10 protein-coding genes are annotated in these 13020 nt (G+C 73.4%); 4 read left to right on the top strand and 6 right to left on the bottom strand.

Annotated features, from left to right (window positions below; all coding sequences use genetic code 11):
* Positions 1 to 219 precede the first annotated feature (219 nt).
* Complete coding sequence (locus ACFO4E_RS07455) at positions 220 to 600, top strand: helix-turn-helix domain-containing protein (RefSeq protein ID WP_378572307.1); 381 nt, start codon at positions 220 to 222, stop codon at positions 598 to 600.
* Between the two features lie 41 nt (positions 601 to 641).
* On the opposite strand, the gene ACFO4E_RS07450 is transcribed toward ACFO4E_RS07455, so the two are convergent.
* From ACFO4E_RS07450 to solA, 6 genes are read right to left on the bottom strand one after another with little or no spacing between them, the layout of a single operon-like run.
* A complete protein-coding gene (locus tag ACFO4E_RS07450; RefSeq protein ID WP_378572306.1) occupies positions 642 to 2132 on the bottom strand; it encodes a tripartite tricarboxylate transporter permease in 1491 nt (496 codons plus the stop codon).
* 13 nt (positions 2133 to 2145) lie between these two features.
* Complete coding sequence (locus tag ACFO4E_RS07445) at positions 2146 to 2652, bottom strand: hypothetical protein (RefSeq protein WP_378572305.1); 507 nt, start codon at positions 2650 to 2652, stop codon at positions 2146 to 2148.
* 42 nt (positions 2653 to 2694) lie between these two features.
* On the bottom strand, positions 2695 to 3693 hold the full coding sequence (locus tag ACFO4E_RS07440; protein ID WP_378572304.1) for a tripartite tricarboxylate transporter substrate binding protein: 999 nt from the start codon (positions 3691 to 3693) through the stop codon (positions 2695 to 2697).
* Positions 3690 to 5426, bottom strand: a complete 1737-nt coding sequence (locus tag ACFO4E_RS07435; protein ID WP_378572303.1) for a hydantoinase B/oxoprolinase family protein — start codon at positions 5424 to 5426, stop codon at positions 3690 to 3692. The genes ACFO4E_RS07440 and ACFO4E_RS07435 overlap by 4 nt, the downstream gene beginning before the upstream one ends.
* The gene (locus ACFO4E_RS07430; RefSeq protein ID WP_378572302.1) at positions 5419 to 7479 is read right to left on the bottom strand and encodes a hydantoinase/oxoprolinase family protein; all 2061 of its coding nucleotides are present in this window, start codon (positions 7477 to 7479) and stop codon (positions 5419 to 5421) included. The genes ACFO4E_RS07435 and ACFO4E_RS07430 overlap by 8 nt, the downstream gene beginning before the upstream one ends.
* Positions 7476 to 8657, bottom strand: coding sequence for an N-methyl-L-tryptophan oxidase (solA, locus tag ACFO4E_RS07425; RefSeq protein WP_378572301.1), 1182 nt, complete (start codon positions 8655 to 8657; stop codon positions 7476 to 7478). Before solA ends, ACFO4E_RS07430 begins: the two co-directional genes overlap by 4 nt.
* 75 nt (positions 8658 to 8732) lie before the next feature.
* On the opposite strand from solA, the gene ACFO4E_RS07420 reads away from it, so the two are divergent.
* The 3 genes from ACFO4E_RS07420 to ACFO4E_RS07410 all read left to right on the top strand — a co-directional run bounded on the left by ACFO4E_RS07420 (position 8733) and on the right by ACFO4E_RS07410 (position 12971).
* The gene (locus tag ACFO4E_RS07420) at positions 8733 to 9635 is read left to right on the top strand and encodes a MurR/RpiR family transcriptional regulator (protein WP_378572300.1); all 903 of its coding nucleotides are present in this window, start codon (positions 8733 to 8735) and stop codon (positions 9633 to 9635) included.
* 13 nt (positions 9636 to 9648) lie between these two features.
* Entirely contained in the window at positions 9649 to 10830 is a 1182-nt protein-coding gene (locus ACFO4E_RS07415; protein WP_378572299.1) for an NAD(P)/FAD-dependent oxidoreductase, read from the top strand.
* Positions 10831 to 11171: 341 nt separating this feature from the next.
* Positions 11172 to 12971 (top strand): calcineurin-like phosphoesterase C-terminal domain-containing protein, encoded by a 1800-nt coding sequence (locus tag ACFO4E_RS07410; protein WP_378572640.1) that lies wholly within the window; start codon positions 11172 to 11174, stop codon positions 12969 to 12971.
* The last annotated feature ends 49 nt before the right edge of the window (positions 12972 to 13020 follow it).

The following is a 13020-nucleotide window of genomic DNA, read 5'->3' as shown; positions in this document are numbered from 1 at the left end:
TCGCCGCCTCGTACCGGGTGCGGCCGGGGCCGGCCGCGGCGGCATCGGCCGGGCACAGTAGCGGGGCGGCGGGGTCACGTATCCGGAGGCCGCGACCGCCTCCGGCTGTGGCGCGCGCCATGGCGGAACGGTTTGACTGTGCCGTAGCGGCATGGTCTGAACTGGTGTGCGCGCCGGCGCGCACGCGCCGGCGGACCGGGTTTGCGGGAGCGGTAGGTCATGGCGTGGAGTACCCATCAACTCGCCGAGCTCGCCGGCACGAGTGTGCGGGCGGTGCGGCACTATCACGAGGTCGGCCTGCTCGCCGAGCCCGAGCGGCGGCCCAACGGCTACAAGTGCTACGAAACGGCACACCTGGTGCGCGTACTGCGGATCAGGCGCCTGACCGATCTCGGATTCTCCCTGCCGCAGATCGCCGAAATGGGAGACGCCGACGAGCCCCCCGAGAAGGCGCTCCGGAACCTGGACGAGGAGCTGTCCGCGACCGTCGAGCGGTTGCGGCGGGTGCGTCGTGAGCTCGACCTGATCCTGGAGCAGGAGTCACCGACCGATCTGCCGCCCGCCCCGGCGCCGCCGGTGCGGGCGGCGACCGGCGCCTGACGGCACGGACCCCGCGTGCTGCGTCGCCGCCGCACGCGGACCTACGCGTTCGCGTCCACGTTCTCCACTCCCTTGCGGTGCAGGCGATAGGCCAGGCCGACCGATATGAGCGCCGCGGCGGCGAAGCCGAGGAAGATCGGGCTCTCCAGCGCCGACATCGGGGAGATCGCGACCGTCTGGCGCAGCGAGAGCTCCAGCATCGGGCCGAGGATGAAGCCCATCACGAACGGTGCGACCGGCAGGCCCCGCTTGGCCATCGCCCATCCCGCGACGCCCGCGACGAGGCACACGACGATGTCGAACGCGCTGTTGCGCGCGGTGTAGGCGCCGATGCCGCAGCAGACGATGATGATCGGGCCCAGCACGCCGTAGGGCACGCGCGCGATCTTGGCCCACACCCCGGCCAGCGGCAGGTTGAGCACGAGCAGGATCACGTTGGCCACGAAGAAGCTCGCGATGACGGCGGCGGTGATGTCGCTGTCGGCGGTGAACATCGTCGGGCCGGGCACCACGCCGTAGACCATGAGCGCGGCCATGATCAGCGCCATCGTGGGGCCCGTCGGGATGCCGAGGCTGAACAGCGGGACGAACCCGCTCATCGCCGTGGCGTTGTTGGCGGCCTCGGGTCCGCTGATGCCCTCGACCGCGCCCGTGCCGAACCGGGGGCCGCCCTTGCGCTCGGCGCGCCGGCGTTCGGCGGCGTAGCTGAGGAAGGTCGTGGTGGAGGGCAGCATCCCGGGGATGAGCCCGAGCAGGAACCCGGTGACCGTGCCGCGGGCCGCGGCCCCGGTGCTGCGGCGGAACTCGCCGCGGGTGGGCAGGAAGCCGCCCACCTTGGCGCGGTGCGCCGCGGGCGTGCCGTTCTCGAGCGTGCGGAGCACTTCGGCGATGCCGAACAGCCCGATCATCACGGGCACGATGTCGAGCCCCTGCATGAGTTCGATCGAGCCGAAGGTCATGCGTTGCTGGCTGCTGGTGAGGTCGAGGCCCACCGAGGCGACCAGCATCCCGGTCACGGCCATACCGACGCCGCGCACGATCGAGCCCGAGGAAAGGCCCGCGATCGCGGTGAGGCTGAACAGCACCAGCCCCAGCATCTCCGGCGGGCCGAACTCCAGCGCGAATCCGGCGATGTGCGGCCCGATCAGCCAGACCCCGACGGTGCCGGCGATCCCGGCCACGAAGGACGCACCCGCGGCGATGGCGAGCGCCGTGCCCGCCCTGCCCCGCTGGGTCATCGGGTAGCCCTCGATCGCGGCGGGCAGTGACGACACTTCGCCGGGGATCTTCAGCAGGATGGCGCTCGTCGAGCCGCCGTACATGGCGCCGTAGTAGATGGCGGCCAGCACCACGATCGCCGCCGCGGGGCCGAGGTAGACGGTGAGCGGGAACAGGATCGCGATCGCCGACACGGGGCCGAGGCCGGGCATGACCCCGACCATGGTCCCGGCGAGGCAGCCGAGGAAGGCCAGCAGGAGGACCTCTGGCTGGAGCACCTCGGCGAAACCGCCGAGCAGTTCGGATAGACCCATGTGGACGCCTCCCTCAGAACCCGAGGATCCCGGTGGGCAGGACCACTCCCGAGAGTCCGAGCACCGCGACCAGAACGGCGTTGATCGCGGCCGTGTAGGCGACGGACCGGACCCAGCCGTAGCGCGAGATCGCGCGCAGGAACACGAAGACCACGATCACGTGGGCGAGGACGTGGCCGAGCGTGCCGAGCAGCACCGCGTAGGCGGCGACCAGCAGCAGGCAGACGGCCATGTCGCGGCGCGGGGTCGCCGGGCGCGGCGCATCGCCGCCGGGATCGTCGTGGACGGCGCCGCCGCCACCGGCGGCGGGACGTTCGGCATAGACGCTCGTCACGGCGAGGACCGCGCCGAGGACGAGGACGTACCAGCCCGCCATGTCGGCCTGCGCGGCGGGATCGACGGTGAGCAGCAACCGCAGCCCCTCCTCGATCGACAGCCCGGCGAGCAGCAGGAGTACGAGCATCGGGGCGTAGGCGCCCAGTCTGCGGGCGGACGCGGCCCGTGCGGTCGTCGCGGCCATGTGGCCTCCATGGTGATGGTGGAAGGGGATGTCGGGGTCGGGTCAGCCCGCCACACCGATCTGCTCCGACAGCGAGGCGAAGCGGTCCTTCTCGCTGTGGATCTCGGCGCGCAGGTCCTCTCCGGTGAGCACGGCGGGCGATAGCCCCACCGCGTCGAGCCGGTCGGCGACGGCCCGGTCCTCGGCGATGGCGGTGACGGCATCGGCGAGCCGGGTGGAGAGTCCGGCGGGCAGGCCGGGCGGCGCGGAGACGCCCACCCAGTACTGCATGTCCAGCTCGGGGTGGCCGAGTTCGGCGGTGGTGGGGACGCCCGCGAGCGCGCCGACCGGCTGGTCGCCGGTGAGCGCGATGGGCCTGAGCTCGCCGCTCTCGCTGAGGCTGAACGCCGAACTCGCCCCGCCGACGCCGAAGGCGATGTCGCCGGAGGCGACCGCGCGCATCACCTCCCCGGAGCTGCGGAACGGGACCCGCTGGACCCGGGCGGCATCGATGCCGTTGGCGGCGAGGAACTGGAGAGTGGCGTAGTCGCTGGTGCTGCTGCCGCCGATCCAGCCGACCGTGAAGTTCTCGGGGTCGGCCTTCGCCGCGGCGACCACCCCGGCGAAGTCCCGGTAGGGCGCGTCGCCGCCGACGACATAGACGTGCGGGCCTTCGGCGAACCTGGCGACGAACTCCCGGTCGTCCCAGTCGTAGGGCACGTAGGGCAGCGAGCCCTGGATGGAGCTGGATCCGGCGCCGTCGGCGAGCAGCGTGTAGCCGTCGGCCTCGGCCGACCGTACCGAGCTGACGCCGATGATCTGGTCGGCGCCGGGTTTGTTGATCACGTTGACGGGGGTGCCGAGCTCGTCGGAGAGCGCCTCGGCCGCCGCCCGCGCGGCGATGTCGGTGGAGCCCCCGGCGGCGAAGGGCACGACGTAGTCGATCGGGCGGCTCGGGTAGCTCTGCGCCGTCTCGGCCGGCGCAGAGCACGATGCCAGCAGCACCGCGGCGCACAGCGCGGCGCCCGCGCCCAGGAGGGCTCCGGCTCGCACCGCGCTCACCCCCCGTCCCGCGCGCGGCGCGCGCGGGCGGTGGCCTCGGCGTCGACCGCGCCGCTGTCGGTGAGGACCACGCCGTAGTCCCGCCGTGCGCTGCCCGCACCGACCCTCCCCTGCGCGACGTCGCGTGCGACGAGTTCGGCGGGCCGGGCGAACGGGTCGCCGTATCCGCCCGATCCGGGGCTCTCGACGCGTACGACATCGCCGTGGGCCAGGTCGACGCCGGACACGCGGCCCCCGGCCAGCGTGTGCTCGTCCCCGGTACCGGGACGCAGGATGAACCTGCCGGTCGAGCCGTCCTTGCCGCCGGCGAGCCCGCGCGGCGGGAAGGTCTGCCGGTCGGCGTGTGCGGAGAAGTCGGCCCGCGCGGACAGCACGCGGATGTCGCGCCGCACGCCGAGCCCGCCGCGGTGCTCGCCCGCGCCGCCCGAGTCCGCGATCAGCTCATAGGTGTCGACCCGCAACGGGTACTCCAGCTCCAGCGCCTCGATGGGCAGGTTGGAGGAGTTGGTGACGTGCACCTGCACCGCGTCGAGCCCGTCGCGGTCGGACCGGGCGCCCGCGCCGCCCGCGATCACCTCGGGGTAGACGAAGAACTCCTCGCCGGGCCCGGCGAACGTGACGTAGGTGATCGAGCTGTGGGAACCCGCGGGCACGCGGCAGGGCACGGCTTCGGCGAGTGCGGCGAGCAGCACGTCGGCCACGCGCTGGCAGGCGTCGGTGCGGGCGGCGACGGCGGCGGGCGGGCGCGGGTTGACGATGCTGCCGAGCGGAGCCTCGATGCGCACGGCGTCGAAGAAGCCGCCGTTGGCCGGGATGCCGGGGTCGAGAACGGCCTTGAGCGCGTAGTAGACCGTCGCTTCGAGCGCCGAGCGCACGACGTTGATCGCGACATCGGCCTGACGGCCGGTTCCGGCGAAGTCGACGGAGAGGTCCTCGCCGGCGACGGTGATCGCGGCCTGGATGAGGATCGGCTCCTGGCCGGGCGCGTCGCTGTCGAGCCGGTCGGCGGCCGTGTAGGTGCCGTCGGGGATCGCGGCGACGGCGACCTCGAGCTTGCGGCGGGCGTAGTCGAGCAGGTGCCCGCACGCGGCGTCGATGACGGTGCCGCCGTACTTGCCGTGGAGCTCGGCGAACCGCTGCCCGCCCGTGTGCACGGCGGCGAGCTGGGCCAGCAGGTCGCCCCTGCGCTCCTCGGGCAGCCGCGAGTTGAGGGTGATGAAGGCCAGCACCTCCTCGTTCAGGGCGCCGCCGATCATGAAGCGCACCAGGGGGATGCGCAGGCCCTCTTGGAAGATGCTCGTGGAGTCGCCGGAGTTGCTGCCGGGCACGTGCCCGCCGACGTCGGAGTGGTGGGCGATGGTGGCGCTGAAGCCGATGAGCCCGCCCTCGTGGAACACCGGTGCCACCACGGTGATGTCGGGCAGGTGCGTACCGCCGCCCGTGTAGGGGTCGTTGGTGATGTAGACGTCGCCGGGGCGCAGCCGCGTGGCGCCGTCCCGGTCGAGGAGCGCCTGCACCAGGCCCTTCATCGAGCCCATGTGGATGGGGATGTGCTCGGCCTGGGCCACGAGCCGGCCCTGCGCGTCGAACAGGGCGGTGGAGCAGTCGACGCGCTCCTTGATGTTCGTGGAGTAGCTGGCGCGGCGCAGCACGGCGCCCATCTCCTCGGCGATCGACAGCATGGCGTTGCCGATCACCTGCACGCTCACCTGGTCCACAACGTTGTCAGTCATGCGCGACCACCTCGATCAGCAGGTTTCCGAATTCGTCGACGGCGGCGGACCACCCGGGGGGCACGACGGTGGTCGAGTCGAGCTGCTCCACGATCGCCGGTCCGGCGAAGGCGTTGCCCGCCTTGAGCGCGGCGCGGTCGAGCACCGGTGTCGGCAGCGCGCCGTGCCCGTCGCCGAAGTCGACGTCGCGGCGGCCGAGCAGCGCGTGCGGCTTCGGCTCGGCCGGCCCGGCCGCGACCCGGGGCATGGCGGGCTTGGCCACCTCGCCGTGCGCGATGGCCCGGAGGTTCACCAGCTGCACCGGCGAGTCCGGGTTCGCGAAGCCGTAGGCCTTCTCGTGCCGGGCGTGGAAGTCGGCGATCACCGAGGCGAGCGCGGACGCGTCGAGCTCCGCCGACGGCAGCGGGATGCGCAGTTCGAAGTTCTGCCGCGGGTAGCGCGCGTCGGCGAGGACCGTGACCTCGTGCCGCTGCGCGGTGCGGGCCTCCCCGGCCAGCCAGTCCCGGCCCTCGGCGACGAGCCCGGCGACGGCCTCGTTGAGCGCGGGCAGCGTCTCCGGCTCGGCGCGGCGCAGGAACGACCTGGTGAACTCGCTGCGCGCGTCGCTCACCAGCAGGCCGAGCGCGCACAGCGTTCCGGGGTTCGGCGGGACCAGCAGCCGGGTCATGCCGACCTCGGCGGCCACCTCGGCCGCGTGCAGGGGCCCGGCGCCGCCGTAGGCGATGAGCACGTATTCGCGCGGGTCCTCGCCGGCCTCCACCGACACCTTGCGCACGGCGCGCGCCATGTGCGAGTTGGCCAGCCTGCCGATGCCGCGGGCCGCCTCGACGACGCCCGTGCCCAGCCCCTCGGCGACGGTGGCGACGGCGCGTTCGGCGGCCGCGCGGTCGATCGGCATGGCCCCGCCGAGCGCGCTCTCGGGGTTCTGCCTGCCCCGCACCACGTTGGCGTCGGTGGCGGTGGGCCGGGTGCCGCCGAGGCCGTAGGCGGCCGGGCCCGGCCGGGCGCCGGCGCTCTCCGGGCCGACGCGCAGGCCCCCCGCGTCGTCGACGGAGGCGATGCTGCCGCCGCCGGCGCCGATCGTGTGCACGTCCACCGACGGCACGCGGATCGGGTAGCCGCCGAGGCCGCGCTCATTGGCCGACGCGGGCCGCCCGCCGCGGATGAGGCAGACATCGGTGGAGGTGCCGCCCATGTCGAAGGTGATGAGGTCGCCGATCCCGGCGAGGCCGGCGAGGTAGCTCGCGCCGACCACCCCCGCGCTCGGCCCCGACAGCAGCGTCGTCACGGGACGCTCGGCCACCGCGTCGGTGGAGGCGAGCCCGCCGTTGGACTGGATCACGCGCGGCCCGACGGGCAGCCCGGCCTCGGCGACGCGCTCGCCGAGCCGGCGGATGTAGCGGGAGACCACCGGCCCGATGAACGAGTTGATGACCGCGGTGGAGAACCGCTCGTACTCGCGGAACTCCGGGGCCACGCGGCTGGAGCGGGAGACGAACACGTCCGGGAGCCGGCGCGCGAGGGCCTCCTCGACGCGGGTCTCGTGCGCGGGGTCGCGGTAGCTGTGCAGGAAGCAGATCGCGACGGACTCGGCCCCGGAGCCCGCCAGTTCGGCGGCGACGCGCTCGATCTCGGCGTCGGTCAGTTCCACGACGGCCTCGCCGGAGGCCGCGAGCCGCTCGGCGACGCTGAAGGTCAGGTCGCGCGGCACGAGCACGGGCGGCTTGTCGGCGAACAGGTCGTAGAGGTGCGGCCTACGCTGGCGGGCGATCTCCAGCACGTCGTGCAGGCCGCCGGTCACCAGCAGCGCGGTGGTCGCGCCCTTGAGCTCCAGCAGCGCGTTGGTCGCGACGGTGGTGCCGTGGCCGAGGTAGGTGACGTCCTGCGGCGCGCGCCCCGCGTCGCCGAGCACGCCGCGGATGCCGTCGGCGACGGCGATGGACTGGTCGTGGCCGGTGGAGGGGAGCTTGAAGATGTGGAACCGGCCGCTGCCGGTGTCCAGGGCGGTCACGTCGGTGAACGTGCCGCCGACGTCGACTCCGATGCGGATCATGCGGTCTCCTGGAAGGTCCGGTCGAGCGCGAGGCCGGCGGGCAGGGGCTCCCCGCCGCGCGCGAGCAGCGCGTCGACGGCGAGGGAGGCGAGCACGGGCGAGAGTTTGAAGCCGTGCCCGGAGAAGCCGCTCATCGCGACCACGCGCTCGAAGCCGGGCGGCGTGCCGATGAGGCCGTGGTTGTCGGGGGTGTAGCCCTCGATGAACGCCGCGGCCCCGGCGGCACGGGGCTCCAGCCCGCGCAGCAGCCCGCCGACGGCCGTCTCGACGCGCCGGGTGTAGTCGCCGGGGACACAACCGTCGAACGCGGAGGGGTCGGGCACGACCTCTTTGGGGACGTGCAGGTTGACCTTCACCAGCCCGTCGCCGACGGCCGGGAAGAACGACAGCTCGGCCTCCGGGCCGCTGCGCCGGATTCCGACCGGGAACCGCTCGGGCGCGTACGCGGCGGCGTCGGTGGCGCGGAACCAGTGCAGCACCACCCGGCGGACCTCGTAGCGGCCGCGCACGCCGGCCAGCAGCTCGGCGGTCCACGGCCCACCGCACACGAGGACGCGGCCCGCCGTCAGGACGCCGTGTCCGGTGTGCACGCGGACACGGCCGCCGGTCTCGTCGAGCCCGGTGCAGCGGACACCGGTCCGCACGTCGGCGCCGAGGCGGCGCGCGAGCCCGGCCGCGGCGCGGATGGCGGCCGACGGCGGCAGCAGCCCGCCCTGCGGGTCGAGCACGCCGACGTCGCCGGGCCGCAGCACGTGCTGCGGGTACCGGGCGGCGAGCCGGTCGTGGTCGAGGTACTCGTGCGGCAGGCCGAACTCGGCGGCGCTGCGGAGCACCTCGGCGACATCGGGGTGGTCGGGAGCGCCGATGCTGAGCGCGCCGGTGGGCAGCAGCAGTCGTTGACCGGTCGCCTCGGCGAGCTCGCCCCACAGCCGTCCCGCACGGCGCAGGAACGGCACGTACCAGGCGCCCTCCTTGTAGGCGACACGGAAGATCCGGGTCCGCCCGCCCGCGGCGCCGTACTCGTGGCCGAGTTCGCCGTGCTGCTCGATCCCGATCACCCGGAGCCCTTCACGGGCCAGGTGCCACAGCGCCATGCTGCCCATCGTGCCGACGCCGATGACGACGACGTCGGCATCGAGTACGGGAGCGCGAGTCCGGCTGGGCGACCGATCCGGCATGTCCACCTCCAGGAGGAACGAACCCGATAATGCGAGGTAATGTAGGCATCACGACAAGATTGGGTCAAGGGTGAAATGAAAACTTCAAAAAGCGAGGGGGCGGACCCCCCGCTGCACGAACGCGTGGCCGCACTCGCCGAAGGCATGTCGGCGAGCGAGCGGAGGGTCGCCGAGTTCATGGCCGACCGCCCCCAGGTCGTCGTGGCGTGCTCGGCCGGCGAATTGGGCGCCCGCACCGGCACGAGCGACGCCACCGTGGTGCGTACCGCGCGGGCGCTGGGGTACAAGGGGTTCCGCGAGCTCAAGCGCAGCATGCTCGACGTGCTGACCCGCCAGCGCGACCTCGCGGCCACCATGGACGACCGGCTCGACCGGGTGTCCGCGGAGGACGACGAGGCGATCCGGGTCATCGACGACACCATCGCGCTGCTCGGCCAGCTGCGCCGGGGGCTGGACACCGCGTCGTGGCAGCGGGCCGTCGAGGCGCTCATCGCCGCACCGGCCGTGCTGGCCTACGGCATCGGACCCGCGGAGAGCCTCGCCGACTACCTGTGCCTGTCGCTCAAGCGCATCGGCGTACGCGCGCGAGGCGGCGGCCTCACCGGATTCCGGCTCGCCGACGAGCTGCTGGAGCTGCGTGCGGACGACGTGGTGGTCGTGTTCGCGCCGGTCCGGCAGTTCCGTGAGCTCTCGGTGGTCATCGAGCACGCCGACGCCGTGGGCGCCAAGGTCGTCGTCGTCACCGAGAGCCTCGGCATGGCACTGGCGTCGAAGGTGCACGCCGTGCTGTCCACCCCGCAGTCGACGACCACCGCCGCCAACGAGGTGACCGCGGGGCTCGTCCTGGCCCACGCGCTCACCCTGAGCGTCGCCTCGGCGACACGGGAGACCGCGGTGGACACGCTGCGGCTGGTCAACCGGCTGCGTGCGAGCGTCGTCGGCGCCGAGCTGGACGTCACCCCACTGCCCACCGAGTAGGAGGAGCACCGACGTGAAGATCGTGGTCATCGGCGCCGGCGTCATCGGCAGCGCCGCCGCCTACGCCCTCGCCCGCGCCGGTGCGCAGGTCGTGGTGTGCGAGGCCCGCTACCCCGGCGCCGGAGCGTCGGGGGAGTCCTACGCCTGGGTCAACGCGAACCGGAAGAGCCCCTACGACTACTTCGCACTGAACCTGGCCGGGCTGCGCGCCCACGACACCTGGCACCGCGAGCTCGCCGAGGACGCGGGGCCGCTGCGCCAGTGGTTGTGGCGGACCGGCCACTATGAGTGGAGCACCGGTACCGGCCACGCCCAGGTGCTCACGGACAAACTCGCCCGCATGGCCGGGTGGGGCTATCCGGCCGACGTCCTGGACCGCCGCGAAGCACTCCGGCGGGAGCCCGCCCTGCGCCTGGCCCCGGACGTCGGGCACGTCGTGTCCTATCCCCAGGAGTCGATCTGCGTCCCGGAGGCGATGATCGCGACCCTGCTGCGTGCCGCGGAGGGGATGGGGGCGCAGGTCCGCGCTCCGGCCGAGGTGGTCGGGGCCGAACCCCGCGGCACCGGCGCACGGGCGCACCTGGCCGACGGATCGGCCATCGACGCGGACGTGATCGTCGGCTGCGCCGGCCGGTGGACCGACCGGGTGGCGGCCACGGCCGGAAGCCGGGTACCGATGGCGCCGGCCGACGCGGCCGGCCAGCCCGCCATCGGCCTGCTGGCCTACACCCGGCCGCGCGCCCTGTATCCGACCCGCCTGCTCACCACCAGCAGGCTGAACGTGCGGCCCCGGCCGGACGGCGGACTCGTCCTGCACGCACTGGACCTGGACCGCGGGATCGACCCGAACCGGCCGGCGAGCACCACCGGTCCCGAGGCGCGGGAGCTGCTGCGCCGGCTCGACGAGGTGCTCGTGCTCCCGGGACCGGAACGGATCGACAGGATGCAGATCGGCCGGCGCGCGATCCCCGCCGACGGACGGACCGTGGCCGGCTTCGTCGGCGACGGGCGCTGGCTCTACGCGATCGCGACCCACAGTGGCGTCACCCTCGCCCCCGTGCTCGCCGAGCACTGCGCCGCCGAGGTGGTCGCCGGGAACACCGTCGACCAGTTGGCGCCGTTCCGCCCGGACCGCTTCGCCGACTGGAACGGTCTCCCGGAGACCCCCCGCGCGCTCGTCCCCGGCGACCAGTAGCCGTCCGCGCCGACGGGGTACGGCAGGCTCCGCGGACGTGCGGTCGCCCCCGCTCCCACTGCGGCTGAGATCGCGGTGGCCTGCGGTGGGAGCGGGGGCCTTCGCCATTCGTCATCGCCCGGTGGCCGATCGTTGGCCGTCGGCTGGGCCGACGTTCAGTCGTCTCGAGAAGGGTTGCTCTCCGCCGGTCCCTCGCGGCCGGCCACGTCCCCCGATACATCGGAGAGCCCTGCATGGTGAAGACGTATTCGCGACACGCGCAGACGCCTCGTACCCCGCGGACGCGCCGCTGCCTCCGTACCGCGCTGACGGCCGCGATCGCCGCCGCCCTCGCCGGTTCGATGACGGCGGTGGCCGTCCCGGCCGCCGCACAGCAGCCGGACAACGGCGGCGACGACCCCTACCGCGGCGAGGTGGAGGTCGTCCGCACTCCGGGAGGCGCCCCGGACGACTCGGTGCTCACCGGCCGGGTGTTCGTCGACGCCGACCGGAACAGCGCGCGCGACGGCGGCGAGCGCGGCCTGGCCGGCGTCATGGTCACCAACGGCCGCGACGTGGTGCGGACCGACAGAGCGGGCCGGTACCGGCTGCCCGCGTTCGACAACATGACCGTGTCGATCACCCAGCCGTCCGGATACCAGGTGCCGCTGGACGAGCACAACATCCCGCAGTTCCACTACAACCACCTGCCCGAGGGGTCCCCGGAGCTGCGCTACGGGGGCATCGAGCCGACCGGCCCGCTGCCCTCCGCGGTCAACTTCCCGGTGGTCGAGAGCGAGGCGACCGCCGCCGACGCGCAGAACTGCGTCATCGCCGGCGACCTGCAGACCACCGACCGCCAGGAGATCGAGTACGCGCGCGCCGGCGCCATCGACGACCTGTCCGAGCGCGACGACTACTCGGGCTGCGGCGCGCTGTTCGTCGGCGATATCGCCAACGACGACCTGTCGCTCTACCCCGACATCAAGGACCTGCTCAGCGAGGTCAACGGTCCGGTCCGCCTCCTGCCGGGCAACCACGACCTCGACTACGACGCCCCGAGCGCCGAGCACTCCTTCGACACCTTCCGCGCCCAGCTGGCGCCGGAGTACTACTCCTACGACGTCGGCGACGTGCACGTCGTGGCGCTGAACACCGTCGACTACCCGTGCACCGCGGCCGAGGACAGCCCCGAGGGCATCGAGGAGCACTGCGCCGACCCCGAGGGCGACCCGGCGTACAACGGGCGGATGGACGACGACCAGCTCACGTGGCTGGAGCGCGACCTGGACAACGTGGACCGGGACAAGCTCGTCGTCGTCGCCGGCCACATCGGCCTGCTCAACTACGCCGACGAGGGGTCCCCGGTGCACCAGGTCGACCAGGTCGAGCGCGTGCACGAGCTGCTGGAGGGCCGGGAGGCCGTGGCGGTGTCCGGCCACAGCCACAGCGTCGAGAACCTCAAGACCGGTGACGACGCCGAGGGCTGGCGCGACCTCTTCGGGGTCGAGGGCCTGCCGTTCCCGCACATCACCGCGGGCGCGATCTCGGGCGACTGGTACTCGGGCGAGGTCGGCGAGGACGGCTACCCGACGGCGATCGGCCGCGACGGCGGACGCCCCGGCGTGGTGACGCTGGACATCGACGGCAGCGGGTTCCAGGAGCGCTACACCGTCACCGGCGAGGACGACGGGGTGCAGACGCAGCTGGGCGTCAACAGCCCCACCTACCGCGAGTGGTTCCACGAGCGCCAGGAGTGGAACGACGATCCCGCCGGCGAGGCGCCCGAGCTGGAGGACCCCCTGGTGGTCGACCGGGAGGACCTGTCGGGCGGGAGCTGGCTGACGACCAACTTCTTCTTCGGCTCCACCGGCTCCACGGTCGAGGTCGCCATCGACGGCGGCTCCGCCGGGGAGGCCGAGCGCACCCAGCGGCTGGAGGGCGAGGCGGTCAACGTCGGCGCCGAGTACTCCGACCCGTACGCGGTCTCCCAGCAGCTGGTCCACGGCGGCAGCCTCGCCGACCGGACGATGCACCTGTGGCGGTTCGACCTGCCCGGTGACCTCGACGCCGGCACGCACACCGCCGAGGTGACCGCGACCGACTCCTACGGCCGCGAGTTCACCGACACCCTTGAGTTCGAGGTCGTCGAACAGCGGTAGGGCCCCGGATACGACGGGGGCCGGGGGACGGCCGCAACCGCCCCCCGGC

The organism is Nocardiopsis mangrovi, from assembly GCF_042653925.1.
Taxonomy (GTDB): Bacteria; Actinomycetota; Actinomycetes; order Streptosporangiales; family Streptosporangiaceae; genus Nocardiopsis_B; species Nocardiopsis_B mangrovi.
Note: the sequence above shows the minus strand (reverse complement) of the source record. Positions and strands in the feature narration are given on the sequence as shown.

Excerpts from the sequence above, each read along its gene's own strand:
- ACFO4E_RS07455 (WP_378572307.1), top strand. The coding sequence starts at position 220 with ATGGCGTGGAGTACCCATCAACTCGCCGAGCTCGCCGGCACGAGTGTG.
- ACFO4E_RS07450 (WP_378572306.1), bottom strand. The coding sequence starts at position 2,132 with ATGGGTCTATCCGAACTGCTCGGCGGTTTCGCCGAGGTGCTCCAGCCA.
- ACFO4E_RS07445 (WP_378572305.1), bottom strand. The coding sequence starts at position 2,652 with ATGGCCGCGACGACCGCACGGGCCGCGTCCGCCCGCAGACTGGGCGCC.
- ACFO4E_RS07435 (WP_378572303.1), bottom strand. The coding sequence starts at position 5,426 with ATGACTGACAACGTTGTGGACCAGGTGAGCGTGCAGGTGATCGGCAAC.
- ACFO4E_RS07430 (WP_378572302.1), bottom strand. The coding sequence starts at position 7,479 with ATGATCCGCATCGGAGTCGACGTCGGCGGCACGTTCACCGACGTGACC.
- solA (WP_378572301.1), bottom strand. The coding sequence starts at position 8,657 with ATGCCGGATCGGTCGCCCAGCCGGACTCGCGCTCCCGTACTCGATGCC.
- ACFO4E_RS07420 (WP_378572300.1), top strand. The coding sequence starts at position 8,733 with ATGAAAACTTCAAAAAGCGAGGGGGCGGACCCCCCGCTGCACGAACGC.
- ACFO4E_RS07410 (WP_378572640.1), top strand. The coding sequence starts at position 11,172 with ATGACGGCGGTGGCCGTCCCGGCCGCCGCACAGCAGCCGGACAACGGC.